This window comes from Arthrobacter sp. BB-1 (genome assembly GCF_006151685.1).
Taxonomy (GTDB): Bacteria; Actinomycetota; Actinomycetes; order Actinomycetales; family Micrococcaceae; genus Arthrobacter.
Genome location: NZ_VDEV01000039.1, coordinates 127445 through 151846, shown reverse-complemented (window position 1 = coordinate 151846; position 24402 = coordinate 127445). Strand labels below are relative to the sequence as shown.

29 protein-coding genes are annotated in these 24402 nt (G+C 65.8%); 20 read left to right on the top strand and 9 right to left on the bottom strand.

The features are described 5' to 3' along the window. The 8 genes from FHJ30_RS20085 to FHJ30_RS20050 form a co-directional block, all read left to right on the top strand. Positions 1-445, top strand: a 445-nt coding sequence (locus FHJ30_RS20085) for a DNRLRE domain-containing protein (protein ID WP_139031014.1), incomplete at its 5' end; no start/stop codon positions are given. Positions 446-521: 76 nt separating this feature from the next. Next, a complete protein-coding gene (locus FHJ30_RS20080; protein WP_139031013.1) occupies positions 522-1622 on the top strand; it encodes a hypothetical protein in 1101 nt (366 codons plus the stop codon). Between the two features lie 13 nt (positions 1623-1635). Then, entirely contained in the window at positions 1636-2448 is an 813-nt protein-coding gene (locus FHJ30_RS20075; RefSeq protein ID WP_139031012.1) for a glycosyltransferase, read from the top strand. After that, positions 2445-3728 carry a lipopolysaccharide biosynthesis protein gene (locus FHJ30_RS20070; protein WP_139031011.1) on the top strand — a complete coding sequence of 428 codons (1284 nt, stop codon included), beginning with the start codon at positions 2445-2447 and terminating at the stop codon, positions 3726-3728. Before FHJ30_RS20075 ends, FHJ30_RS20070 begins: the two co-directional genes overlap by 4 nt. Then, the gene (locus FHJ30_RS20065) at positions 3725-5503 is read left to right on the top strand and encodes a glycosyltransferase (protein WP_139031010.1); all 1779 of its coding nucleotides are present in this window, start codon (positions 3725-3727) and stop codon (positions 5501-5503) included. Before FHJ30_RS20070 ends, FHJ30_RS20065 begins: the two co-directional genes overlap by 4 nt. Further along, the gene (locus FHJ30_RS20060) at positions 5500-5859 is read left to right on the top strand and encodes a hypothetical protein (protein ID WP_139031009.1); all 360 of its coding nucleotides are present in this window, start codon (positions 5500-5502) and stop codon (positions 5857-5859) included. The genes FHJ30_RS20065 and FHJ30_RS20060 overlap by 4 nt, the downstream gene beginning before the upstream one ends. Continuing rightward, the gene (locus tag FHJ30_RS20055) at positions 5856-6071 is read left to right on the top strand and encodes a hypothetical protein (protein ID WP_139031008.1); all 216 of its coding nucleotides are present in this window, start codon (positions 5856-5858) and stop codon (positions 6069-6071) included. Before FHJ30_RS20060 ends, FHJ30_RS20055 begins: the two co-directional genes overlap by 4 nt. Then, the gene (locus FHJ30_RS20050) at positions 6068-7132 is read left to right on the top strand and encodes a hypothetical protein (RefSeq protein ID WP_139031007.1); all 1065 of its coding nucleotides are present in this window, start codon (positions 6068-6070) and stop codon (positions 7130-7132) included. Before FHJ30_RS20055 ends, FHJ30_RS20050 begins: the two co-directional genes overlap by 4 nt. Here FHJ30_RS20050 and FHJ30_RS20045 read toward each other — a convergent pair. Beyond that, positions 7118-8068 carry a metallophosphoesterase gene (locus tag FHJ30_RS20045; RefSeq protein WP_240793774.1) on the bottom strand — a complete coding sequence of 317 codons (951 nt, stop codon included), beginning with the start codon at positions 8066-8068 and terminating at the stop codon, positions 7118-7120. The genes FHJ30_RS20050 and FHJ30_RS20045 overlap by 15 nt on opposite strands. Positions 8069-8446: 378 nt before the next feature. Here FHJ30_RS20045 and rpsF point away from each other — a divergent pair, with 378 nt between their 5' ends. From rpsF to rplI, 4 genes are all read left to right on the top strand, one after another. Continuing rightward, entirely contained in the window at positions 8447-8752 is a 306-nt protein-coding gene (rpsF, locus tag FHJ30_RS20040; protein WP_013602900.1) for a 30S ribosomal protein S6, read from the top strand. Positions 8753-8825: 73 nt separating this feature from the next. Then, a complete protein-coding gene (locus tag FHJ30_RS20035; protein ID WP_139031006.1) occupies positions 8826-9413 on the top strand; it encodes a single-stranded DNA-binding protein in 588 nt (195 codons plus the stop codon). Between the two features lie 130 nt (positions 9414-9543). After that, positions 9544-9783 (top strand): 30S ribosomal protein S18, encoded by a 240-nt coding sequence (gene rpsR, locus FHJ30_RS20030; protein WP_003800144.1) that lies wholly within the window; start codon positions 9544-9546, stop codon positions 9781-9783. A gap of 17 nt (positions 9784-9800) precedes the next feature. Then, positions 9801-10253: a 50S ribosomal protein L9 gene (rplI, locus tag FHJ30_RS20025; RefSeq protein WP_139031005.1), complete on the top strand. Its 453-nt coding sequence runs from the start codon at positions 9801-9803 to the stop codon at positions 10251-10253. A gap of 74 nt (positions 10254-10327) precedes the next feature. On the opposite strand, the gene FHJ30_RS20020 is transcribed toward rplI, so the two are convergent. Next, complete coding sequence (locus FHJ30_RS20020; RefSeq protein WP_139031004.1) at positions 10328-10750, bottom strand: DUF1801 domain-containing protein; 423 nt, start codon at positions 10748-10750, stop codon at positions 10328-10330. A 57-nt stretch (positions 10751-10807) separates the two neighbouring features. Between FHJ30_RS20020 and FHJ30_RS20015 the strand changes: the two genes are divergently transcribed. After that, a complete protein-coding gene (locus FHJ30_RS20015; protein WP_139031003.1) occupies positions 10808-11659 on the top strand; it encodes a PhzF family phenazine biosynthesis protein in 852 nt (283 codons plus the stop codon). Between the two features lie 113 nt (positions 11660-11772). Continuing rightward, positions 11773-12399, top strand: coding sequence for an FMN reductase (locus FHJ30_RS20010; RefSeq protein WP_139031002.1), 627 nt, complete (start codon positions 11773-11775; stop codon positions 12397-12399). A 57-nt stretch (positions 12400-12456) separates the two neighbouring features. On the opposite strand, the gene FHJ30_RS20005 is transcribed toward FHJ30_RS20010, so the two are convergent. Together FHJ30_RS20005 and FHJ30_RS20000 are read right to left on the bottom strand one after the other, a co-directional pair. Next, the gene (locus FHJ30_RS20005) at positions 12457-13029 is read right to left on the bottom strand and encodes a hypothetical protein (protein ID WP_139031001.1); all 573 of its coding nucleotides are present in this window, start codon (positions 13027-13029) and stop codon (positions 12457-12459) included. Between the two features lie 2 nt (positions 13030-13031). Beyond that, positions 13032-13307, bottom strand: coding sequence for a hypothetical protein (locus FHJ30_RS20000; RefSeq protein ID WP_139031000.1), 276 nt, complete (start codon positions 13305-13307; stop codon positions 13032-13034). 656 nt (positions 13308-13963) lie between these two features. Between FHJ30_RS20000 and dnaB the strand changes: the two genes are divergently transcribed. Next, positions 13964-15346 (top strand): replicative DNA helicase, encoded by a 1383-nt coding sequence (gene dnaB, locus FHJ30_RS19995; RefSeq protein ID WP_013602891.1) that lies wholly within the window; start codon positions 13964-13966, stop codon positions 15344-15346. Between the two features lie 28 nt (positions 15347-15374). Here dnaB and FHJ30_RS19990 read toward each other — a convergent pair whose 3' ends face one another. Continuing rightward, positions 15375-16346: an acyl-CoA thioesterase gene (locus tag FHJ30_RS19990; RefSeq protein ID WP_139030999.1), complete on the bottom strand. Its 972-nt coding sequence runs from the start codon at positions 16344-16346 to the stop codon at positions 15375-15377. 238 nt (positions 16347-16584) lie between these two features. Beyond that, a complete protein-coding gene (locus tag FHJ30_RS19985) occupies positions 16585-17019 on the bottom strand; it encodes a DoxX family protein (RefSeq protein WP_139030998.1) in 435 nt (144 codons plus the stop codon). Positions 17020-17138: 119 nt separating this feature from the next. Between FHJ30_RS19985 and FHJ30_RS19980 the strand changes: the two genes are divergently transcribed. From FHJ30_RS19980 to FHJ30_RS19970, 3 genes are all read left to right on the top strand, one after another. Further along, positions 17139-18491 carry an MATE family efflux transporter gene (locus FHJ30_RS19980; protein WP_139030997.1) on the top strand — a complete coding sequence of 451 codons (1353 nt, stop codon included), beginning with the start codon at positions 17139-17141 and terminating at the stop codon, positions 18489-18491. Between the two features lie 58 nt (positions 18492-18549). After that, positions 18550-19140, top strand: a complete 591-nt coding sequence (locus FHJ30_RS19975; RefSeq protein WP_139030996.1) for a hypothetical protein — start codon at positions 18550-18552, stop codon at positions 19138-19140. A gap of 103 nt (positions 19141-19243) precedes the next feature. Beyond that, positions 19244-19609, top strand: a complete 366-nt coding sequence (locus tag FHJ30_RS19970; RefSeq protein ID WP_139030995.1) for a hypothetical protein — start codon at positions 19244-19246, stop codon at positions 19607-19609. Here FHJ30_RS19970 and FHJ30_RS19965 read toward each other — a convergent pair. Continuing rightward, positions 19606-20151, bottom strand: a complete 546-nt coding sequence (locus FHJ30_RS19965; RefSeq protein ID WP_139030994.1) for an ABATE domain-containing protein — start codon at positions 20149-20151, stop codon at positions 19606-19608. The genes FHJ30_RS19970 and FHJ30_RS19965 overlap by 4 nt on opposite strands. 72 nt (positions 20152-20223) lie before the next feature. Between FHJ30_RS19965 and FHJ30_RS19960 the strand changes: the two genes are divergently transcribed. After that, entirely contained in the window at positions 20224-21267 is a 1044-nt protein-coding gene (locus FHJ30_RS19960; RefSeq protein ID WP_139030993.1) for a DMT family transporter, read from the top strand. Positions 21268-21359: 92 nt separating this feature from the next. On the opposite strand, the gene FHJ30_RS19955 is transcribed toward FHJ30_RS19960, so the two are convergent. Further along, positions 21360-21623, bottom strand: a complete 264-nt coding sequence (locus tag FHJ30_RS19955; RefSeq protein WP_104999494.1) for a WXG100 family type VII secretion target — start codon at positions 21621-21623, stop codon at positions 21360-21362. A gap of 213 nt (positions 21624-21836) precedes the next feature. On the opposite strand from FHJ30_RS19955, the gene FHJ30_RS19950 reads away from it, so the two are divergent. Beyond that, positions 21837-22109: a DUF2277 domain-containing protein gene (locus FHJ30_RS19950; protein ID WP_079598081.1), complete on the top strand. Its 273-nt coding sequence runs from the start codon at positions 21837-21839 to the stop codon at positions 22107-22109. Positions 22110-22118: 9 nt separating this feature from the next. Here the strand turns inward: FHJ30_RS19950 and FHJ30_RS19945 are convergent, their stop codons facing one another. Beyond that, the gene (locus FHJ30_RS19945; protein ID WP_139030992.1) at positions 22119-24392 is read right to left on the bottom strand and encodes a cation-translocating P-type ATPase; all 2274 of its coding nucleotides are present in this window, start codon (positions 24390-24392) and stop codon (positions 22119-22121) included. Positions 24393-24402: the final 10 nt, after the last annotated feature.

Below are 24402 nucleotides of genomic sequence, written 5' to 3'. Positions count from 1 at the left end.
TGGGGCGCCGGGGACGAACTATGGCACGAGCACCATCCTGGGTGTGGACAACAGCCCGGTGGAGATCACGTACTTGAAGTTCGACCTGTCAGCGTATGCGGGCAGGACCCTGGAGAGTGCGACGCTGGAGCTGCGCAGCGCCGGGAGCGGGTCAACGGGTACGCAGAACGTCAAGCTGGTCGGTGATGACAGCTGGACCGAGGCTGGGATCACGTACAGCGGCACTCCACTCCGTCCGGCCCTTGGCACCACCATTGGCACGCTCGGCCCGACAACGACCAACACCATCTACAAGATTTTGCTGAACGCCGATTCCGTGAAGGGTGAGCTTGGTCAAATGCTCTCACTTGGGATGGATGCCAACAGCAGCGATGGCCTGGACCTGAACTCAAAGGAGGCCGGCAGCACGAACGCACCCAAGCTCATCCTCACGCTGGCGAAGTAGGCGAACGCCGGCCGAGGCGGCCGGCGCCGTCCACATCAGCAACATCATCGATTGGCACCACAAGACAGGGGACACCATGTACAGGCAGACCAAGTCCAACACCAAGGCACTGCACTTCGACATCCACGGCCGCATTACGATCCGCGTTGACGCAGAGGCGCCAGCAGCGCCACAGCTCAAGAGCATGTTGGCGTGTTTCGCCACTGACACCGAACGGCCGGCCGACATCATGGTGGATGACCGGCTGGAGCCAATGCCGGATGCGGGTCTGCTCGAGCACGAACTCGCGTACACGGAAAACAGCGTGCGCTTCCAAGCCGAGCGGCTCCAGGTAGTGCGGGACGGAAACCAGTGGCGCATCCATGGTCCGGGCGAGCTGTTGACCTCCGTGGTTCCTGTTCTGGATGCCGCCATGGTGGCTCGAGGAGCGGGGATGATCCACGCGGCAACAATGGCGTACCGGGGGCACGCGATCGCGCTTCCCGCCGCCGGCGGGACCGGTAAGACGAGCACCGCCGCCAAGCTGATGAGGCGCGAGGGGTGGTCGTTCATGGGCGATGACTGGGCTTTCCTCGCCGAGGACGCCACCCTACTCGGCTACGCGAAGCCGATGTTTATTAAGCCGCACCACCGGAACATTTACCCCCACCTGTTTCAGGGTGTAAGGAAGCCCCTCGTCCCGCCACAGCTCTCGAAGAGCGTCGGCCGCCTCACCACGGTGGTGCATCCGTACGTCATCCGTTACCCGCGCCTCGCGGACTTCTCCCGGCGTTGGTCGCCCGAGCACCGCATGGTTGATGCAGGGACCGCTTTTCCCGGCCGGGAGGTGACGACGACGGCCCCGCTCGCGGCGGCCATTTATATCGAGCGCTACGAAGGCTCCCGATCCCGGATTGTTGAGCGGACAACGGAGTGGATGGTCGACCGCATGCTCGGCAACTTCCACATCGAGATGGCAAGCTTCTCGCAGCATGTCGTAACAGGCCTGGCTGCCACATCCGTCGTCCCCTGGCGCGAGCACTTCGCCGCAAAAGGGGTAGTGCTGAGCAAAGCGCTCGACGGACGGCCCTGCCACCTGCTGCAGGTGCCCTCCGCCTACACTGCGGACGAAGCGTCCGACGACATCGTCCGGTATCTCGAGGAGCTGCTGCCGTCGGTCCTCGACGAGCAGATCTGAGGGGGTGGGCACAGTGGGTCACAGCCCCTCCGAGGTCACCGCGGTCGTTCCGGCCCGCAACGCTGAGCAGATGCTCCCGCGCTGCCTGGAGGCCCTACGGCAGTCAGGTGTCGCCGAGATCATAGTGGTGGACGGATGCTCTACTGACCGCACCGTCGAACTATCCCTCGCGGCCGGCGCGCGCGTCCTGAGCGACGAGGGCCGTGGCCTGCCGTGGGCGCGAACGCTCGGTGTGCAGAGCAGCAGTACCCGTTGGGTCCTGCTCGTCGATTCCGACGTCGTGTTCGGCCCAACGGGCGTCGCAGATTTACTCAGGGAGCTGGTCGAAGGCGGCTACGACGCCCTCCAGGCCGGTCTCGAGAGTGTCGCTGGACCGGGCTACTGGGGGCAGGCGTTGGCACATCACCACCGCACCGGCCGCAGTCGCAACTGGTTCGGGCTCGTGGCGACGATCGTTGACCGGGAGCTAATGCTGGGCGTGGGTTTCGACGACAAGTTCAAGTCGGGGGAGGATATCGAGCTGCGTTGGCGGATGCGGCAGTCGGGGCTGCGAACGGCAGTGTCAGAGCGCGTCGTCGTCGAACACCGTTTCGCCGCCGATGACTTCAACTTCGCGCTCGACCAGTTCCTGATGGACGGAACGGGACTGGGACGGATGATCCGCAAGCACGGCTGGCGCGGAGCCAGGTTGGCGCTGTTGCCCGCGGCAGCGGCAGTTCGGGGCAGCGTCTTGAGCCTCGCCTCGGGGCAGCCTCGGTGGCTGCGCTACTACCTCGCCTTCTGCTGGTACAACTATGCGGGCCTGGCGAAAGGTCTGGCGTCATGACCGCTGAGCTTGGGACCGCCGTCACGGACCCCTCAACCATCCGGCATTCCCCCTTGCGTAGTTCGCTCGGCCTCATAGTGGGCAAGGTCGCCCAGATTGGCTGGGGTTTTGCCTTCTGGGTCGTGGCTGCGCGTGCGACGTCAGACCGTGAGGTCGGGCTCACCATGGCTGCGGTCGCGGCAGTGATGATCTGCACGCAGCTCGCGGTTCTTGGTGCAGGGTCGGCCGTCATCGTGGCGGTAGGACGAGGAGAGCCGCCCGCGCGGGTGCTGGATGCGGCGTTCGCCATCGTGGGGGTAGCCGGCACTGTGCTGGCCCTCGGTTACCTCGTGCTGCAGGCGGCCGTGGCGCCGGAAACGGCCTCGGCATCGGTTCTCTTCTGGCTTACGTTCCTTGCGGCTGCCGTCACCGGTACCCTGGTGATTGTGCTGGACCAGGCGCTTGTGGCGTTGGGACGCGGTGCCAGCGCCACCTTGAGGTACGCGTTGGGCGGCGGGGTTTCGCTCGGCGCTGCAGCGCTCGTTTCCTGGCAGGCGCACGGCGCCTCGGCCGACGTGATGATGGCTGCCTGGACCCTCGGGAACACGGTGGCGTGCGTCGTCGGTGTGGTCCAACTGCGAAAACTGATTGGTTACCGGCCGAGGCCATCCTTGCGATCAACGCGCGGCCGTCCACTGCTGGCGGTGGGCATTCCGTACCAGCTCCTCACCCTCACGGAGCGCGCCCCGGGGCTGGTGCTGCCTCTCCTGCTCGCCCACACAGTGGCGCCGGAGACCGCTGCCTACTGGTATCCGGCTTGGATGATGGCCTGGGCAGCCTACTCCGCTCCGATGCTGATGGGCATCGTCCAGTTCTCCGAAGGTGTCCGCGACCCGCGCCGCCTGGTGTCTACAACCTGGGCGAGTCTCCGGTGGTCGGTCGCCGTGGGAGGTCTGGCGGCAGTCGTCCTCGTCCTCCTCGCTCATCCGCTGCTCATTCTGCTGGGGGAGCGGTACGCCGACGCATCCGCTGACGCTCTGCGGTGGTTGGCGGCCGGACTGGTTCCGTACGCGGTGCTACAGGCCTACAACGCCGTGTGCCGGGCTCTCGGCCGCTACGTCGAACCGATCGTGGTCGGCGTGACGCTCGGAGTCGCCCTCTGCACCTCAGCGCTGCTAGTCGCCGAAACGGGCCCCGGCGCCATGGCCCTTGCGTGGCTGGTGGTGCTCTCCATTGGGGCCGTCGTGGTCGGCCTCCGTTTAGTCGCCGTTCTCCGGCGCGTCACAAAGGAGTCACGATGACCACAACAATTGATGCGCCCAGCCGCATCCAGAAACGCTGGAAGGCCCGTGACGCGTGGTGCGCACTGGCGGGGGCCGTGTCGCTGGCGCTTACCGCTTGGGCCGCTTCAACGGTCGCCGTTCCAGTAAACAGCGACTTGGGGCTCGTTGCCGTGCTCCCCTACCCATTCTGGGCAGGTGTCCTGATTTTGAACGTCGCCTTCGTTGTGGCGCTACGAGGGGATGCCTCAGGTCCGGCCGGCCGCGCGGTCATGATGTGGCTGCTGCTGGTGTTGGTGCTCGTGCTCTTCGGCACGGCAGCCTTCGTCACGGACGTACCCCGTGGTGAGGTCGCGTTCCGTCATCTCGGCATCGCCGATGCCCTCTCGCGCAGCCAGGGGATCGACCCCGACATTGACGCCTACTTTAACTGGCCGGGTTTCTTCGCCCTTCTCGCGACAGTGCTCAAGGCAACCGGCCTCGACCCGGTAACCCTTGCCCTGTGGGCGCCTGTGCTCAACGTGGGCATGTGGCTCGCTGCTGTGGGCGTGCTGATGCGCTACCTTACGCAGGATCCGCGACGGCAGTGGCTCGTGCTCTGGCTCTTCTGCCTCGGCAACTGGCAGGACCAGGACTACTTGTCTCCCCAAGCCTTCGGCTTCTTCCTGTACCTCGTCGTGATCGCACTTGTCGTCGGGCCGCTGGCCGCGCGGCCCCCCAAGTTCCACGGCTTCCGAGATACCGACCTGGCTGCGTGGTGGCAAGGTCGGTCCCCGGCTGAGCCCCAGCCGGGGTACCGGGTGAGCGCCCTCGTGGTGGCTCTCGTGCTGGTCGCGGTCATCTGCGCGAGCCATCAACTGACACCCTTCATGTTGCTGATCGCCCTCACCGCCCTCACCCTGAGCGGACGTGTCTGGCCCGGCCGGCTGCCTCTCATCACCGCCGTCGTACTGGCCCTCTGGCTCGCCTACCCCGCCAGTACCTACCTCACGGGGAACCCGCCCCTGGCGGAAGGAGGAGTGCTGGCCGCGGTCAATGCCAACGTCGTCGACCGCGTGAGCGGAACCCCCGGGCATGTGCTCGTGGTGGAGGCCCGGGTGGTTCTCACCCTCCTGCTGTGGGCGCTCGCGGTGGCGGGCGCGGTGCGCGACCGGCGCAGGGGGCGTCTCGACATCCGGGTAGTCCTCCTTGCTGTCACCCCACTGCTGCTTTTCCCCGTGCAGTTGTACGGCGGGGAAATGCTCATCCGTGTCTCGCTTTTCGCCCTGCCCTTCATAGCCCTGCAGGCCTGCTCGATCCTGCTTCCCACAGAAGGCAGCACCCAGCCCTCCCTCCGTGCGGCGGGGGGCCTCGCGCTGACGTTCTGCTTGTTGGGCCTGCTGACAGTGACAGGCAGGTTCGGGAACGCCCAGTTTGACGTCTTCACCGATAACGAGATCGCTGCCGTTGCTGCCGTGCAGCGCCTTGCGCCGCCCGGCTCGACGATCATGTCGGCTGCTCCCCCGACGCCATGGCGCAGCGAGTCCTACCTCGATCACCCGTATCGGACCATCGACTACATGTGCCGGTCCGACTTGTCTACGGCGGCGTGCGGCCCAGTGGTTTACGAGAACGCCCGGAAAAACCCTGCCGGCGCCGTCGCGTTGTTCACCCGCTCGTCGGAAGCGAGTCTTGTGCTCAGGGGCGCCACCAGCGCCAGCGGCTTCGCCGAGCTGGAGGAGTGGCTGCGCACGCAACCGGGCGTGGAGCTCGTGTTCAGCAATGCCGACGCACGCGCCTACCAGGTGACGCCATGAACCGCCCCATCAGCCGGCAAACCTTGGTCCTCGGCCTCTCGGCCGTCGCCTTGTCACTGGTGACGCTCGTCGGGCTGCCGACACCGCTGCAGGTGGTCGCCGCGACAGTCGTCGTTATCCTGCTGCCAGGGCAGGCACTGGTCCGACTCACGTCGGTTACCGACCCTGCCCTCCGCGGGCTGCTCGTCCTGGCTCTCGGCCTCGCCTCGCTAACGGCGGTGTCCACCGCGATGTTCTACCTCGCTGTGTGGTCGTGGCAGGCGTGCGTCATCACAATGGGCGTCATCACCCTTGGCGCGTGCATGGCACGCGCACGACAGGAGTTCGTGTCCGCACGACAGGAGGTCGTGTCATGATCGATCTGGCGGGACTGCTCGCGATTGCCGCCCTACTCATCACCGCCGCGCTGCTCGTTACCCTTATCGCGCTCGAGATCCGACGCGCGGGACCAGGCGCCGAACGGCCAACGAGGCTCCTGGGCCTGACCATAGACCGCAGGGTAGTCGGAGTCATGTGGGTGATGTACCTCCTCCTCTTCGTTCCGCGCGTCGTGGGACTGCTCACATGAACGGCGCTGCGCGGTGGTGGCTGCTCAGCGACCTCCACTTGGGCGTATCGGACGACGACCCCCGCCGCCCAGGCGCAGCGCTACCCGGATTCCTGCGCCGCGAGGTCCTGGCAGGAGCCGGTACGCAGCGGCACGTCGTTTTCGTGGGTGACACGTTCGAGCTGGTCGGTCTGGCCGAAGACGAGAGCCTTGCGCGGCTGGAGTCGATCCTCATCCAGCACCTTGACACGTTCCGGGCCCTGGACGCGTGTGCCGCTCGCGGCGTGCAGCTGCACTTCGTGTGCGGCAACCACGACGTGGAGTTAGCCCGGCCGTCGGTTGCCGCCCACCTGTCAGCGCTGCTGTCACCCCTCGAGCCCACACGGGTTCAGGTGCATCCGTGGTTCTTGCACGTGCCCCACGTGCTGGTGGCCGAGCACGGGCACCAGCACCACGCGCTGCACCGGATTCCTGAGGTGCTCCGCTCGGCGATCAACGGTACCGACCAGCTGAACCTGCCACCGCTCGCGGCCTGGAACGCCGACCCGTCGAGCTCGCGCCTGAGCCGTGCCGGGGCCGTTGCCCGGTCCTGCCTGGCCTCCGAGCTGGCGGAACGCCGCATCCGGGAGCCCGAGTACGACGAGATGTTGCAGTCCGAGTCACTTCGCCTTGCGCTCGATGAGGCGGCCCTGAGGGACCTGGCGCGCCTGTCCCGGTTCCGGACAGTGTCGGCGCTTCCGCGCGCCGCCACTCGCATGATGCTGGCGGCCGCCGGGCACAGGATCGCCGGAGAGGTAGGCCCCGCGGCAGCGCGTCGGTTCGCACGTACTCTCGAAGAGCATGGTTCCGGGGTGGCTTGGTACGTCTCGGGCCACACCCACCGTGCCCTGGAATCGGCACTGGAGGGGTGCACAACCCGTTACATCAACACAGGCACATGGTGTTCGGACGTCAGGGGTCGAGGACCTGACCAGTTGGATCACCGGTCGTTCCCATACGCCTTGGTCGACGTGGACAGCAATGGCGCCGCGAGCGGCGGCTTGCGGTACTGGCGAGCGGACGGCGGTTCAGCGGCTGCGTGACCCGCTGTCAGTCTGCATGCCGCCGGAAACGGCACGGAATTCCCACGTGTAAGAGCCGTCAGCCTTGAGGCTCATTCTTAGGTGACCCCAGGTGTCGCTGAACTTCTGCTGCACATAAGAGGGGTTGCTCTTGAACCGCCGGAGGCCGATTCCACCAGTGGACACCTGGAATTGTTGCATGCCGTCCGCAACGCACTGGTCCGCGTTGTTCACCGGGCAGGTCCGCTCATAATTGTGCTGGCTGCCTGAAAGCAGTATCCGGACCCGGTTTGCCCAGAAAACGTCAATCCACGGCTTGGCTTCGGTGAAGCGGCCGTGGCTGGACGTGTCAGAGGTGAAGTATGGGTCATGGTAGACGACGGCGAGATGCCTGCCGGCCGCTTTGGCTGCCTTTAAATCGGCGTCCATTTCCGACGTCATTGCCCGCGCGCGCTCAGCGTCGTACCGCCAGGTGGCGGTCGGGGCTACAAGGAAGTGCCAGTTGCCCTTATCGAATGAGTACCATTCGAGGGCGTCCACGAACCGGCCAAGGTGGGTGTTGGTTGCGCTTTTCGTAGTGGACACGCACTCACCGTTCATATACTTGTCCAGTTCGTCGTTCCTGCCGGGCTGAACGTCGTGGTTCGGTCCTGCAGCCCAGTACGTTTTGGATTTGGCCGGTCCCCACAGCTGGTCATAGGCTCCGAGCGCGGAGCACACCGACTTGTCGTACTGGAAGTCACCCGTTGCGATGAAATTGTCCAAGGAGCCGTCGTTCAGGCTGGCGATGATGGACGCGGCGTTTTTGCCACTGGGCGATTCCGTGGACGTGTTCCCGTCCGGGTTCATGTCCCCGGCTGCCGCCAATTCGAAAGAGTCAGCGGCAGCTTGCCGGGTGGGTCCTCCGCCGTCGATTGTGGCTGGGATGGTTGCTGCGGGCTCCGCCGGCGCCGTCACGATAGGTGAAGGTGAAGGTGAAGGTGAAGGTGAAGGTGAAGGTGAAGGGGCCGAGCAGCCGCCTAGGAAGATTGCCGCCACGCCAAGAGCGGCCAAACGTTTATCCATACGTCAGATGATAAGGGCGTTCCAGACCAGCCACGCCCGAGGGTGGCAGAAGTTTTCCACATCCGCCACACGGACGCTTTCCACACTGTTGCCGGCCGCATAGCCTTGAGTCAAGCGCGAATCGCCTATCCGGTCCAAATGCACTAAGATATTGAAGTCTGTGCTGCGTCCTGCCTCCGTTCCGGCGGCGGGTCATTGCACGGAATCGCAAATGAACCTCCTGTTACGGAAATGCCGTAACCGCTTAGCCCAAAGGAGGTGGGTTCACATATGCGTCCTTACGAATTGATGGTAATCATCGACCCCGAGGTCGAAGAGCGTACCGTTGAGCCGTCGCTTCAGAAGTTCCTGAACGTCATCACCAACGATGGTGGAACCATCGAGAAGGTTGACATCTGGGGCCGTCGCCGCCTGGCTTACGAAATCAAGAAGAAGTCCGAAGGTATCTACGCTGTGGTGAACTTCACCGCCAAGCCGGAAACCGCCAAGGAACTTGACCGCCAGCTGTCTCTTAACGAGACCATCATGCGCACCAAGATCACCCGCCCCGAAGAGCAGAAGGTTGTTGCTGAGTAGTTTCAGCACCGATCTTCATTCTTTACCCCGCAGGAACGCACTCTTCACCCAGGATCGAACAAGGAGGCAGTAGATGGCAGGCGAGACCACCATTACGGTCATCGGTAATCTCACCAATGACCCGGAATTGCGGTTCACACCGTCCGGTTCGGCAGTAGCGAACTTCACCATCGCTTCCACCCCGCGTACCTTTGACCGCCAGTCCAACGAGTGGAAGGACGGGGAAACCCTGTTCCTCCGCGCCGCTGTTTGGCGTGAAGCAGCCGAGAACGTCGCCGAGTCCCTCACCAAGGGCATGCGCGTGATCGTTACCGGCCGCCTGAAGAGCCGTTCCTACGAAACCAAGGAAGGCGAAAAGCGCACCGTTATCGAGCTTGAGGTCGACGAAATCGGCCCCAGCCTGCGCTACGCCAATGCAAAGGTCAACCGCACCCAGCGCTCCGGCGCGGGTGGCCAGGGCGGCTTCGGCGGCGGCAACAGCGGCGGCAACAGCGGCGGTGGCTTCGGAGGCGGCAACTCTGGTGGAAACCAGGGCGGCAACTCCGGTGGAGGCTGGGGCGGCGGCAACCAGCAGGCTGCGCAGGACGATCCCTGGGCTACGCCCGGCGTGTCCAGTGCAGGTGGCTGGGGCAACGGCCCCGATTCCGAACCTCCCTTCTAAAACACACCCCATAAAGGCCCGACGCCGGGACCCGCCACAGTGCCTGCGCGCACCAAGGCGGCTGCCGCCGTTGGACTACCACCATCCCGTGGATCAACATCCACGGGCTCCCTAGAATAGGAGCTCCACGATGGCTAAGGCTGAACTCCGTAAGCCCAAACCAAAGTCCAACCCCTTGAAGGCCGCTGACATCACTGTCATCGACTACAAGGACGTAGCATTGCTGCGCAAGTTCATCTCCGACCGCGGAAAGATCCGCGCCCGTCGCGTCACTGGCGTTACGGTGCAGGAACAGCGCAAGATCGCCCAGGCAATCAAGAACGCCCGCGAAGTTGCTCTGCTGCCTTACTCCGGCGCTGGCCGCGGCTAAGGAAGGGATTAACTAACATGGCAAAGCTCATTCTGACCCACGAAGTAACCGGTCTCGGTGCTGCTGGCGACGTTGTCGAGGTCAAGGACGGTTACGCCCGTAACTACCTGCTGCCCCGCAACTTCGCCCTGACCTGGTCGAAGGGCGGCGAAAAGCAGGTTGAGTCCATCAAGGCTGCCCGCGCTGCCCGCGAGCACGCTTCCCTGGAAGATGCTCAGAAGCAGGCCGCTGCACTGCAGTCCAAGCCGGTCAAGCTCGTCGTCAAGGCTGGCGAAACCGGACGCCTGTTCGGCACCGTCAAGCAGGGCGACGTCGCTGACGCCGTTGAGGCCGCTGGCCTTGGCAGCATCGACAAGCGCAAGGTTGAACTGCCGGTCCACATCAAGTCGGTTGGTTCGTACCAGGCCAACGTCCGTCTGCACGAGGACGTTGCTGCTGTCATCGAACTCGATGTAGTGGCAGGCAAGTAGCCTTTACGTCTCAACAGTCCTGACTGTACAGAGACCCCCGTTGCCGGATCCCGGCGGCGGGGGTCTCCTGTTTGTCAGGGGCTGTGCAGTTCCGCCATGACGTGCTGGTAGCCCGCCCGGATCATCTCGCTGAGCACCCCTCGGTCCACGTCCTGCAGCCTGTTGATGTAGAGGCAGGACACCCCTGTCTTGTGCTTCCCCAGTCCGGGAAGCAGCCTGTCAGCATCCGGGCCGTAGGTTAGTCCGTAGAGGGCAAGGTTCGTTGTGCGCGGTGAAAATCCGACCGCGGCGGCGTCCCCCTCCCGACCGCTTCCGTAGCGGTAGTGGTAGCTGCCGAAGCCCACGATGCTTGGCCCCCACATCACCGCCTCCTGGCCAGTGATGGACCGCATGAGCCCAAGCAGTTCGAAGCTGTCGGCACGCCTCCCGGGATGTTCCACCGCCGCGAGGAACTCCTCGACGGGCACGCCGGTGGGCTGGGTCTTGTTCTCTGCCATGGACGTAGTGTCGCAGAACGGCCGTCCGCCTGCCAGCACCGGTGATAGCCTGCAGCGGTGACTTTCAAAGCCCCCCGCAGCCGCCCCTTCCACCAAGTGGACGTCTTCTCCAGCGAGCCGTACCGCGGGAACCCGCTGGCCGTCGTCGTGGACGCAGAGGGGCTGAGTGGACGACAGATGCAGCAGTTCGCCAACTGGACCAACCTGTCCGAAACCACGTTCCTGCTGCCCCCTACCGATCCGCGCGCTGATTACCGGCTCCGGATTTTTACCGGCAGTGAAGAGTTCCCGTTTGCCGGCCACCCGACGCTGGGCTCGGCCCACACGTGGCTTGAATCGGGGGGAGTGCCGAAGGCGGATGGTTTTGTGGTGCAGGAGTGCGGCGCCGGCCTGGTCCGTGTCAAGAACGACGGCGGCCGGCTGGCTTTCGCAGGCCCGCCGCTGACCCGCTTCGGTCCGGTGGACGGGACAACCCGGCGCCAGGTGGCGGCCGCGCTCCGCCGCCCCGAGGCCGAGGTGCTCGACGCCTCATGGCTGGTGAACGGTCCCGAATGGATTGGTGTGCTGCTGTCTTCGGCGGCGCAGGTACGTGCCCTGCAACCCGATCTCGCCGCCATGGGAAGCCTGAAGATCGGCGCAATCGGGCCGGAGCGGGATGACCCGGGGATCGATTTCGAGGTGCGCACCTTCATCCCGGGCGACGCCATGATGGAAGACCCCGTCACGGGAAGCTTCAATGCCGGGGCGGCACACTGGCTGATTGGCAGTGGCCGGGCTCCGGACCAATACGTCGCGGCCCAGGGAACCATGCTCGGGAGGGCGGGGCGGGTCCACGTCTCGGCTGACGGCGGGGAGATCTGGGTGGGCGGCGATTCCACCACCTGCATCCGTGGCTCTGTGCTGCTGTAGCGCAGGGCCAGGAAACACCCGACGTCCGCGGGAATACCCAGGCCCTCGCCGCCGTTCACACAGTACATGCATATGCATGTAGCATGGGGATGAACGAGTAACAGGAGAACGCCATGGAAGCCCGCCGTATCACAGTCCTTTCCGCCGGCCTCGGCGTCCCGTCGTCGAGCCGCCTGCTTGCTGACCAGCTCGCCGCCTCGGCCGAGCGGCAGTTGGGCGCGGCCGGCTATGACGTGACCGTGGACGTCGTCGAGCTCCGGGACCTTGCCGTGGACATCGCCAACAACTTTGTCACAGGCTATGCTGCACCCCGGCTGGCCGAGGTGATCGCCGGAGTGGAGGCCTCTGATGGCATCATTGCCGTAACGCCTGTGTTCAGCGCGTCCTACAGCGGCCTGTTCAAGTCCTTCATCGATGTCCTCGACCCCAAGTCCCTGGACGGCAAGGCCGTACTGCTTGGCGCCACGGGCGGCACCGATCGCCACCAGATGGTCTTGGACTACGCCCTCCGCCCGCTGTTCAGCTACCTGCGCACCAGGATCGCGGCCACGGGTGTCTTCGCCGGCCCGCAGGACTGGGGAACCGCGGACGACGGCGGGTCCTCCCTTGCCGCCCGCATCGACCGCGCTGCCGGGGAGTTTGCCCGCCTGCTGGAGGGGGCCCAGCCGGGCCGGAAGCCTGCCCCCATGGAGTCACTGCCGTTCGAGCAGCTGTTGGCCGGCATCTCCGGGAACGCCTGAAGTTCCTCGCTGAGGCGAGCCAACTTCCACCACGCATCTTCGCGACTCCCGCCGGGCTTAGTCGTCCAGCAGTTCGATGAACTCCCTGGCCTGCTTCATGGAGATATCAGAGTGCCGGGTCAGGGCGGTGGCGGCCGCCTCCGTGTCCCCGTTGCGGGCCAAGGTGCGGATCCGGCCGTAGATCTCGTCGTTGAGCATGTTGCTGCTGACCTCGCGGGTCACGTCCCCTTTGCTCGCAATCGCCCGGTAGCGGTAGGGGAACCGCTGCGGCTCATCGTCGTCGTCGTCCTCAGCGGCCGCTGGCACGGCCTCCGGGCCGCGGTAAGGCTGGGGGTGGGCGGCCAGGGCGCCAACCGCATCACGCGACGCGCGCAGCCCGTCGCCCGTGGCCTCGTAGTACAGCTTGATGGCCGCCATGGCCTGTCCCTGGGCGATAAGGGCATAGAGCCGCCGGTGTTCGTCCTCGGAAAGTTTTCCAGCCGCCTGGCGGGCGAGGTCCGCGGAGCTGACCGCAGGCGCCGCGGATGCCGCGCCGGCCGAAGCCCTTCGCCTGCTGAGGGCGCGGGCGACGAGCAAGACTCCGGCCGCCACGGCCAGGAGGATAAGGACAGGGATCACGAGCGATTCCATTTTCAAAGCCGTTCTGTGTACTTCCTGGTGGCAGCCAGATCTGAGTGCATCGCCTGGGCGTTCTGGCTTGGCCGCGTAATGGACTCGAGGCGGGCCCGGGCAGCGGTGGCTGCCTGAACTTGGGCGGCGTAGTGCCGGGCTGAACGTTCGGCCAGGTCACGCTGGTACTTCTCGGCGTCGGAAACGCCTGAATCGCGCGGGCTAAGGGCCGTGGCAAGCCCCCAAATAAGCGCCGCCAAGACGATCGCCGGCAGCAGAACCAGCAGTAGTTCGCCCATACATAGAGCTTATGCCAGTTCCTCTTTATCCACAGCAATATTCACTGCTGTGCATATGGGTTCCCCTGCCGGGCAGCGGACGCCCGCAACGGCATATGGCGAAGCACGCGGGGCCGCAAATGAACTGCGTCACTGCCCGCATCCAGGGCATAAGGTGTCCCGGCGACGATATGGGCTGTGGATGAAATTCCCCGGAAGAAATATTTACTCCACATGCTTGCGATAGCGTTTGCGCAGGTCAGCCGCATATTGGCAGGAAAACTTTTTTGTTGTCCACAGCCTTGCCCACAGGCTGTGCACAAGCTATGCCGCTTAGTGCACAGCTTGTCCACAGGGCCCGGAGACTGCTGGCTTTGCAGCGGGGGCGGAGAGGGCTAGCGTAGCGGGGTACCTGTTCTTCCGGGGCTTGCTGGTTCCGAATCACTGCTGAAAGGCAACCTGCGGAACCGCCGGATCCGGAAGAAATAGCCCGCTGTGGAAAACCTGTGGATAGTGGGGATAACCCGTGCCCATGCCGTCTCCGGAGGGCTGGCCCTGCGTTGTCACACCCCGCTGGTAGACCTGAACAGGTAGCGGTGCGCGGTCTTCGGGCAACGCCACACCAGGATGGATAACCGCCGGGCCCCAAGGTCCGGCTCACATGGAGGACGGCAACTTTGTCAATCGCGCATCTTGACCCGGTCGAAACAACCCGCGGATCAGACGCGAGCCGAAAGCCGCCGCAGGATATCCCCGCCGAGCAATCCGTCCTGGGCGGCATGATGCTGTCCAAGGATGCTATTGCCGACGTCGTGGAAATCCTTCGGGGACAGGACTTCTACCGCCCCGCCCATGAGACCATCTACGAGGCCATCATCGACCTCTACGGCCGCGGTGAACCCGCGGACGCCGTTACGGTCTCGGACGAACTGACCAAGCGTGCCGAGATCAATCGAATCGGCGGCCCCGCCTACCTGCACGAACTGATCCAAACAGTCCCCACCGCAGCCAACGCCGGCTACTACGCCGAGATCGTTGCGGAACGCGCCGTCCTCCGGCGCCTGGTCAACGCCGGGACCAAAATCGTCCAGTTGGGCTACGGCTCGGACGGCGAGGTGGAGGACCTGGTGAACCAGGCCCAGGCCGAGGTCTACGCCGTTGCCGAGCGGCGCACTGCCGAGGATTACGTGGTCCTCAAGGACGTCATGGAGTCCACCGTGGACGAGATCGAGGCGTCAGGGCACCGCGGCGAAGGGATGACGGGTGTCCCCACGGGGTTCTACGAGCTGGATGAGCTCACCCACGGACTGCACCCGGGCCAGATGATCGTCATCGCGGCCCGGCCTGCTGTGGGTAAATCCACCTTCGCCCTGGACTTTGCCCGCTCCGCCGCCATCAAGAACAACCTCGCCACCGTGATGTTCTCCCTCGAAATGGGGCGGAACGAAATCGCCATGCGCCTCCTTTCCGCGGAGGCAACCATCGGATTGCAGGATCTCCGCAAGGGAACCATCAAGGACGAGCAATGGTCCAAAATCGCCACCACCATGGGCCGGATGAATGACGCCCCGCTGTTCATTGACGACAGCCCCAACATGTCCCTGATGGAGATCCGGGCAAAATGCCGGCGCCTGAAGCAGCAGCACGATCTCAAGCTGGTGATCCTCGATTACCTCCAGCTCATGAGCTCCGGCAAGAAGGTGGAGTCCCGCCAGCAGGAAGTCTCCGAGTTTTCGCGTGCGCTGAAGCTGCTGGCCAAGGAACTGCAGGTGCCCGTCATCGCACTGTCCCAGCTGAACCGTGGCTCTGAACAGCGCCAGGACAAGCGGCCCATGGTTTCGGACCTCCGTGAATCCGGGTCCATCGAGCAGGACGCGGACATGGTCATCCTGCTCCACCGCGAGGATGTCTATGACAAGGAGTCGCCGCGCGCCGGCGAAGCCGACATCCTGGTTGCGAAGCACCGTAACGGCCCCACCAAGGACATCGTCGTTGCCTTCCAAGGCCATTACTCCCGGTTCGCCAACATGGCAGCGGACGCCGGCGGCGGGGGCTTCTAGGGGCCCGGCGCCCCTGGCGCGGAGAGGCTTAGCCCTGTGCCAGCAGGTGGTTCGGCAGGCGGTTGCCCGGGGCGGTGCCCCTGATCTCAAGCAACTCGCGCGCGTGGGCGTGCAGCCGCTTGTCCTCCTCGCTGACTGGCACCCAGGCAGGGACAGGCACGGAGTTGCCTTCGGCGTCGCGCGCCACCATTACCGTCAGGCAGTAGGTGGTGAGGTTCATGTCGCGGCTCTTGGGATCGCCGGAGCGGACGTGGACTGCGATGTGCATGCCCTTCGTTCCCGTGTACACCAGGCGGGCTTCCACCTCCACCACGTGGCCGATCAGCAGCGGCCGGTAGAACCGGACGCCGCCGGAGAAGACGGCCACCGTGTCCATGCCGCAGTACCGTGAGGCGCAGACGTACGCGGCCTCATCGATCCACTTCATGACGATCCCGCCGTGCACTTTTCCGCCCCAGTTCACGTCCGTGGGCGCAGCCATGAAGCGGAGGGTCACCCGTTCGGCCGTGCCCGCATCGGTATATTCCTGGCGGTTCATGGCTTCGACTATCTGTTCCCGTACCTTGATCCGGGCCAGGGCGTGGTCCCGTTGCTCGATTTCCTCCGCCGTGACGGGCTGGTACTGCTGCACCGGGATGGGTTTTCCGTCCTCACCCACGGCCACGAAGATCACCATGCACTGGCTTCGCATGGTGGCCGGGCCGCCCTTCGGATCCCCGGAGGACACCACCGTGCGGATATGCATCGAGGACCGCCCGGTGTAGACGATGGTGGCCTCCACTTCCACCATGTCGCCGCTGTTGACGGGATCGGCGAAATGGATGTTTCCCACGTAGGCGGTCACGCAGTAGGACTTCGCCCAGCCCACCGCGGCTGCGTACGCGGCCTTGTCCACCCACTCGAGCACGGTGCCGGCGTCCACGGAGCCGCTGTGTCCCACGTCCATGGGGGCGGCCAGGAAGCGGAGGGTAACGGAGTTGGCGGCGCCGGAGTCAGTCATGCTGCGATCATACTGACGCCACTGGGTTACCCAGCAGTCGGGTCCGGCGCCGGAAACGCCGGAGAGTTCCCGGCGGCGCGTTCCGGAACGGCGGCCCCGCAGTTTTCCGGCGACACGGCACTGTTCGGGCGGAAGGGCTGCTGCAGCGGCCACACTAAGGCCTTAACGGCCGACGGCGGGTGCGCACCGGAGTGCGCACCCGCCGTCGACCGGTTCCCGGCTGTGGCCGGGGTGCCGCTTAGGCCAGGACGGCCAGTTTGGAGTTGCTGCGGCCAAACAGGGCCCGGTCCACAGACAGGCGTCCGGCGCCCGTGAGGGCCAGGGCGAAGGCTGCTGCGGCGAGGAGCAGCACCAGCTCATACCCGCCGTTGGCGGCAAAAACTCCGGCGGAGGCGTGTACCAGGAACAGGGCGCCCAGCATGTCCAGGGCCAGGAGGGCTGCAACCACGCGGGTCAGGACGCCCAGGATCAGGGCGATTCCGCCAGCGAACTCAAGGACGGCAACCGTGGGCGCTGCAATTTCCGCTGCCGGAACGCCCATCTTGGCGAACGAGGCCTGGGTGCCGGCGATGGTCCATTCACTGAACTTCTGCCAGCCGTGGGCGGCAAAGAGGAAACCCAGGATGATGCGGAGGGCGGTGATGGCGGTGGTGGTAAGTCGTGACTGGTTCATGAGTTCCAGTCTCGCGGCGGATAGTTGAAGTGTCAACTAACTGCGTCACAATGTGTTCCTTGTCATGGGCGGGAGCCGTCCCATACGCCTGACCGCGGGTGGCAGATTAGGCTGGTTTCGTGCCGTCTTTACCTTCCCCCGCCACCGCCACGCAATCCCGGGGGAAGAACCGGGAGATCCTCCGGCTGGCCGTTCCCGCCTTCGGTGCGCTGGTGGCCGAACCGCTGTTCCTGCTCGCCGACTCGGCAATTGTGGGCCACCTGGGCGTGGCCCAGCTGGCTGGCGTCGGACTCGCCTCGGCGGTGCTGCACACCGCCGTCGGCCTAATGGTCTTCCTGGCCTACTCCACCACCCCGGCCGTTGCCCGTGCCATCGGTGACGGCCAGCTGGGCAAGGCCCTCGCGGCCGGGCGCGACGGCGTTTGGCTGGCACTGATGCTGGGCACAGTCCTGGCGGTGGCCGGGTTCCTTGCCGCGGACCCGCTGGTCGGCCTGCTCGGGGCCGAAGGTGAGGTGCGGACCTTCGCCGTCGACTACCTCCGCTGGTCCATGCCCGGCCTGGTTGCCATGCTCCTTATTTTTGCCGGCACGGGCCTCCTCCGGGGCCTTCAGGACACCCGGACCCCGCTGGTGGTGGCCACGGCAGGCTTTGGCCTCAACATCGTCCTGAACCTGTGGCTGGTCTACGGGCTGGGCTGGTCCGTGACCGGATCCGCGGTGGGAACCAGCGCGGCCCAATGGGCCATGGCGGGCGTCTACCTGTACATCGTCAGGCGGAACGCGGTGGGCAACGGGGTGGGCCTGCTCCCAAGCTGGCGGGGCATCCGCAGCATGACGCGGGTGGGGTCCTGGCTGATGCTGCGCACCCTGAGCCTCCGGATCGCGATCCTGGCCACGGTGCTGGTGGTCACTGCACAAGGGGCGGTCAACCTCGCAGCCCACCAGCTGGCAATGACCATTTTTTCCTTCCTGGCCTTCGCCCTGGATGCGCTGGCCATCGCCGCCCAGGCCCTGATCGGCAAGGAGCTCGGCGCGTCAAATGCCGCCAGGGCGCGCCTCCTGACCGGCACCATGATCCGCTGGGGACTGGGCTTTGGCGTGGTGACGGGCATGCTCCTGGCCATCGCGGCCCCCTGGGCCGGTGCCCTTTTCACGTCCGATCCCGAGGTGCAGTCGGTTCTGGCCATTGCCCTCTGGGTGCTCGCCGCGGGCCAGCCCATCGCCGGCTACGTCTTTGTGCTGGACGGGGTGCTGATCGGCGCCGGGGACGCAAAGTACCTTGCCCTGGCCGGGGTGCTGAACCTCGCCGTCTATGTGCCGCTGTTGACGGCCGTGGCCGTGCTGGGCGTATCGGGCGCCGCAGGCCTGGGCTGGCTATGGGCCGCCTTCGCCCTCGGCTACATGGCGGCGCGCGCCCTTACCCTCGGCCTGCGTGCCCGGTCAGACCGGTGGATGGTGCTCGGTTCGGGGTAGCAGCAGCGTGATCGGGCCCGGAGTTCTGCCACCGCACCGGCGCCACTAAACTGGACCGGTGACGCAACCAAGGACACCCGCAGGCACCGCCCCCGGAACCGCCCCCCGGCCAGACCTCTGGCAGCCGGTCCTGCTCCGTTCGGCGGCAGCGCTGGTTTTCGGCGCAGTCACCATCTTCTGGGCCGCCCCCTCCGTGGGGGTCATGGGCTGGGCCGGGGGACTGTATCTTTTAGCCACCGGCCTTCTCCTCCTCCGGGGCATCCAGGCCGCAGGCTTCCGGCGTGATTCCGCTCCGGGCAAGCTGCTCTCGGCGGCGGGCGCAGTGCTGGCCGGTGCCGGGCTTTCCCTGGTGATGCTGCACGGGGACCTGTTGTTTGGCGTAGTGGGTGCCGTGGGCCTTGGTGTGGCCGGAGCGCTTGAGCTGCTCTGCGGGCTGAAGCTGCGCGGCCGGCACGTCCTGTCCCGGGACTGGATCACCTCCGGAGCCATCGGCCTTGGCACCGCAGCCGTACTGCCGTTCTTTATCGGACTGGGTGCCCACGCCCTGCTGGGGGTTGTTGGTGGCGGAGCGATTATTTCCGGCATGTTGTGGGTACTTTCAGGCCTGACGCTTCGGCACGATGCCGGCCGCACCTCCGGGAAGCCGTAAACTAGGTAAGCGCGGTTCTACTCCTTGTAGAAAATTCGCCGGGCAAACCACCGCAATACTTAAAACAGGCCGGCCGGCGCGCCGCCTGCAGGGAGGAACCACCGTGGCAGACCAGCATCCAGGAAAACCGCGCAGGCTGCGGACCTCGGTGAAGGGGCCCCTGATGTTCTCCGCGTTCTGGGCCGTAATAGCGTTCTTTGCCGTCGTCATCTTTGCCTCCGGAGGCAGTGCGCGGACACCCCGTTTCGACCTCGCCTTCACTGCTGCCGGCATCGCCTTCATTGTCACCCTGGTGGTTGCCGCGATGCTCTCCATGAGCTACAAGGAAAATGCTGAGCACCTCGGCAAGGGTTCCGGCGTGAACCTCAGTTCGGCCCGGAAGCCCTCCCACGGCTTCGGTGCCCCGGGCGCGCAGGAGCCGCCCGCTTCCGCCGACGGTCCTGAACACCCGGACACCCCGGGCCGCTAGCCGGAGGCCGCCTGCCGGGCCCGGTAGGCTGCTACATGCGCGCGGTTGGCGCAATTGCCGGTGTCGCAATACCGCTTTGACCGGTTCCGGCTGAGATCCAGCACGGCAGCGTCGCAGTCCTCTGATTCGCAGGTCCGCATCCGGTCCATTTCCTTGCCGCGGATGACGTCCGCCAGCGCCATCGCGGCCTCCGTGCTCATTCTGTCCACCAGCGGGGCTTCCGGTGTGGTGGCGTGCAGGTGCCAGTCCCAGTCGTCGTGCTTGACCAGTTGGGGCAGCGCGCGCGCCTCGCGCAGGAGCCGGTTCACCGTGCCGACGGCTGCGTCTTCATCCGCCGTCCACAGTTCCGCGAGCTGTTGGCGCAACTGCCGGACGCTTTCCAGCTCCTCTTCATCCCTGGTGCGGGATCCGGTGAAACCCTCAGCCGCCAGGAAGCGGTCCAGGTCCGCCTGGGTGGCGAGTGCTTCGGTCCCGTTTGCCGCCGAATTGACCAGGTTCACCACCGTCCGCAGCGCCACCTCAGTGTCAGGGGCAAAAACCATCTTGACTCCTTACAACGCCGTCCCGTACTGTCATGACCATAACCCCACTTTACTCCTGACAGGAGCGGCCCAATGTCTGCTGCGAGCAACCGCGCGCCCCGCCCTGTGTCCGCAGGCAGGCTGAACTTCCTCGCCTCCGGCCTGGGCGTAGCCTTGTTCTCCTCCGCCGTCTTCGGACTCTCCGGGTCCTTCGCCAAGGCGCTCCTGGAAACAGGATGGTCCCCGGGAGCTGCCGTCACTGCCAGGCTCACGGGTGCAGCGCTGATCCTCGCCGTGCCCGCTTTTCCCGCCCTGAGGGGACGATGGCACCAGCTGCGGGACAACTGGGTGACCATCCTGCTTTTCGGGCTAATCGGCGTCGCGGCCTGCCAGCTTTTCTACTTCAATGCTGTGGCCAGGCTCTCCGTGGGGGTGGCACTCCTGCTTGAATACTTGGCTCCGGTCATCATTGTGCTGTGGCTGTGGGGTGCCAGCCGGAAGCAGCCGCGTGTCCTGACGTTTGGCGGCACGCTGCTCTCCCTGGCCGGCCTGGTCCTCGTCCTGGACCTCACCGGTGCCGTGAAGGTCGACGTCATTGGTGTCCTCTGGGGTATTGCGGCCGCCGTCTGCCTGGCCATGTATTTCTTCATCACGGCCAAGGAGAATGACTCCCTGCCGCCCATCGTCCTGGCCTCCGGGGGCCTGCTGGTAGGCGCGGCCGTGATGTGGCTTTCCGCCGCCACCGGCCTGCTGCCCATGGCCTTCAGCACTGCCGACACCAGGCTGGGCCCGTGGGTCACACCCTGGTGGGTGTCACTGGCGGGCCTTGTGCTCCTGGCAACCGTGCTGGCCTACGTGTCCGGAATCATGGCCGCGCGGGCGCTCGGTTCGAAGGTGGCGTCCTTTGTCTCGCTGACCGAAGTCCTCTTCGCCGTCATCTGGGCCTGGCTGCTTCTTGGTGAGCTTCCGGGCGCCATCCAGCTCGTCGGCGGCGCGCTGATCGTCGGCGGCGTCATCCTGGTCCGGCTCGACGAACTCCGCGGTCCTGCGCCGGCGTCAGCCGAAGGGCGCGGCAAGGAGCCGTCCAAGGGGGCGTCTCCGCTGGAACATGCGAACGACGTCGAGCCTGTTCCTTAAGGTCGAGCCTGTTCCTTAAGAACGGAGGGCCCGGACTGGTGTCCGGGCCCTCCGTGCGTTGGCTTCCATTGAAGGTTGCCTCGAGGCGGTGCCTAGTTGGAAGCCTGTTCCTGCTGGTCGGCGTTCCGCTTTGCGCGGGTGCTGGCTTCCTTCAGTGCTTCGGCCACCTTGGTCAGCTGGGTGGTGTGGGTCCCGGACCACTCCTCGCGGAACTTGTCCGCGTCCGGTCCCTTCCAGTTGGTGCTGTTCAGCAAGCTGGTGAGATTGGACTTCTGCGTCTCGATCTGTGACGCGCCCTCCTGAAGCTTGCTGCCCAGCTGACGAAGCTGCTGAACGTCTGCACCCCACATGGCCATTGGTTTCTCCTTGTTAGATCGTGGATCCGAACCAGGTCGGCATCCCCCGCGGCCCCCCGGCTCATCCGGAAGATCCATTGCCTAAAACCTACCCCGGCCCGCAAAACAGTGTCGATGGGCACCCCTGCCCATGCCGGACTCCCCATGAAAGGCAGCCCTTGCGGGCTGCGGAAGGGGGTCGATCGCAGGCGATCCAGAGCCTAGCATGGCTGTATGTGCCGGAATATCCGAACCCTCCACAACTTCGAGCCGCACGCCACGTCCGAGGAGGTCCATGCCGCCGCGCTGCAGTACGTCCGGAAAGTCAGCGGCAGTACCAAGCCGTCCAAGGCCAACCAGGAAGCCTTTGAGGAGGCAGTCCACGAGATCGCCCACATCACGCAGCACCTCCTTGACTCGCTGGTGTCCCAGGCGCCTCCCAAGGACCGCGAAACCGAGGCGGCCAAGGCCAAGGCCCGCGCCGCCGTGCGGTACGGCGCGGCCTGAGGTCCTGGCCTACCTCCCTGACGGTGGCTTGCCGAAGCCCCGCAGCCGCAGCGAGTTGGCCACCACCAGGACCGAACTTGCGGCCATCGCGGCACCGGCGATCATCGGGTTGAGCAGGCCGAGCGCAGCCACGGGGATGCCGACGGCGTTATAGAAGAATGCCCAGAACAGGTTGGTCTTGATGGTGGCCAGGGTCTTCCGGGAGAGCTCGATGGCCTGCGCCACCTGGGCGAGGTCGTTGCCCATCACGGTCAGGTCCGCCGCCTTGATGGCCACGTCCGTGCCGGAGCCCATGGCGATCCCCAGGTCCGCCTGGGCCAAGGCGGCCGCATCATTGACGCCGTCTCCGGCCATGGCCACGGTGGCGCCGCCGGCTTGCAGCCTGCGCACTGCCTCGACCTTCCCTTCCGGCAGGATTCCGGCGTAAACGTCTTCCTTGCCAATCCCGACGGCGGCGGCCACCTGGGCGGCGACGGCCGCGTTGTCACCCGTGAGCAGGATGGGGCGCAGGCCCAGCGCCTTCAAGCGAGCGACGGCGGCGGCGGACCCTTCCTTGACGGTGTCGCGCAGGCTGATGATTCCGGCAACGGCGCCGTCCACTGCAACCCAAATGGCGGTGGCACCCGTGGCTTCCGCCCCCGCCAGTGCGGCGCGCTGCTCCTGCCCAATGGTGATGCCGTTCTGCTGCAGCCAGCCGGTGCGGCCGGCGACCACCAGCCTGCCCTCAACGGTTCCCGACACGCCGCCGCCGGGGGCGGAACGGAAGCCCTGCACGGGCGGCAACGCGCCGTCGTCGTCCGCTGTTTGCATCTTCCGGCTGTCCGCGTTGGCGGCCGCCGCGATGGCCCGTGCCACCGGATGCTCGGATGCCGCCTCCACTGCGCCGGCCAGCCGCAGCACGCCACCCGCCTCGAAACCCTCGAAGGCAAGCGTCCCGTCCACCGCAAGGACGCCGGTGGTTACGGTGCCCGTCTTGTCCAGCAGGATGGTATCCACGGTCCGGGTGTCCTCCAGGACCTGTGGCCCCTTGATGAGGATGCCCAGTTGGGCGCCGCGCCCGGTTCCAGTCAGGAGGCCAACCGGCGTGGCAAGCCCCAGGGCGCACGGGCAGGCAATCACCAGGACTGCGACGGCGGCGGTAAAGGCCGAGCGCAGGTCCACACTGCTGAGGTCCGGTCCCGTGAAGACGAGCCACAGGGCGAACGTCAGCGCGGCGATCCCCAGGACCACCGGAACGAACACGGCACTGATGCGGTCCGCAAGGCGGGCTATGGGCGCTTTGCCGGTCTGCGCCTGGGATACGAGGCGCGCCATGTGGGCGAGGGTCGTTTCGGAGCCGACGCGGGTGGCGCGCACCAGGAGGCGGCCGGAAGTGTTGATGGTGGCACCCGTAACGCGGCTGCCGGGGCCCACCTCCACCGGCACCGATTCACCGGTGACCAGGGAAGCGTCGACGGCAGAAATTCCGTCTGCCACCACGCCGTCGGTGGCTATCTTTTCGCCGGGCCGGACCACCAGGACGTCGTCCACCTGGAGCTGGTCTGCCGGGATCCGCTGTTCCGCGCCACCGCGCAGGATGGTGGCATCCTTTGCGCCCAGGTTGAGCAGGGCCTGCAGGGCGTCGCCGGCCTTCTGCTTGGCGTTGGCCTCCAAGTAGCGGCCAAGGAGCAGGAAGGTGGTGACGACGGCCGCCACCTCAAAGTAGAGGCCGCCGGCGTCCATGCCTTCCATCCCCGGGTGTTCGGTCATCCGCGGATCCACCAGCAGTTGCCCGGCGGAGAAGAGGTAGGCGGCCGTCACGCCGATGGACACCAGGGTGTCCATGGTGGAAGCCAGGTGCCGCGCATTGACAACCGCGGCGCGGTGGAACGGCCAGGCCGCCCAGGTTACCACCGGCAGTGCCAGGAGCGCCGCGGCCCACCCCCAATGCGGGAACTGGGCCGCGGGGACCATGGAAATAACGAAGACCGGGACGGTCAGGATTGCTGCCAGGACCAGCCGCGGGCGGAGCAGGGCGGCGTCGCCGTGGGTCGGGTAGCGCGGCGTACTGACTTTCGCCTTGTAACCGGCCGCGTTGACGGTGTCCACGAGCTGCTGGTCCGTAACGCCGGCCGGGACGGTCACGTGGGCTGATTCGAGCGGCAGGTTCACGGTGGCATGGACACCGTCCAGCTTGCCGAGTTTCTTCTCCACCCGGTTGACGCAGGAGGCGCACGTCATGCCTTCAATGTCGAGCTCCACCACCCGTGTGCCGGGCTGGTGGAGAAGGTCCTGGTTGCTCATGCGGCTCCCC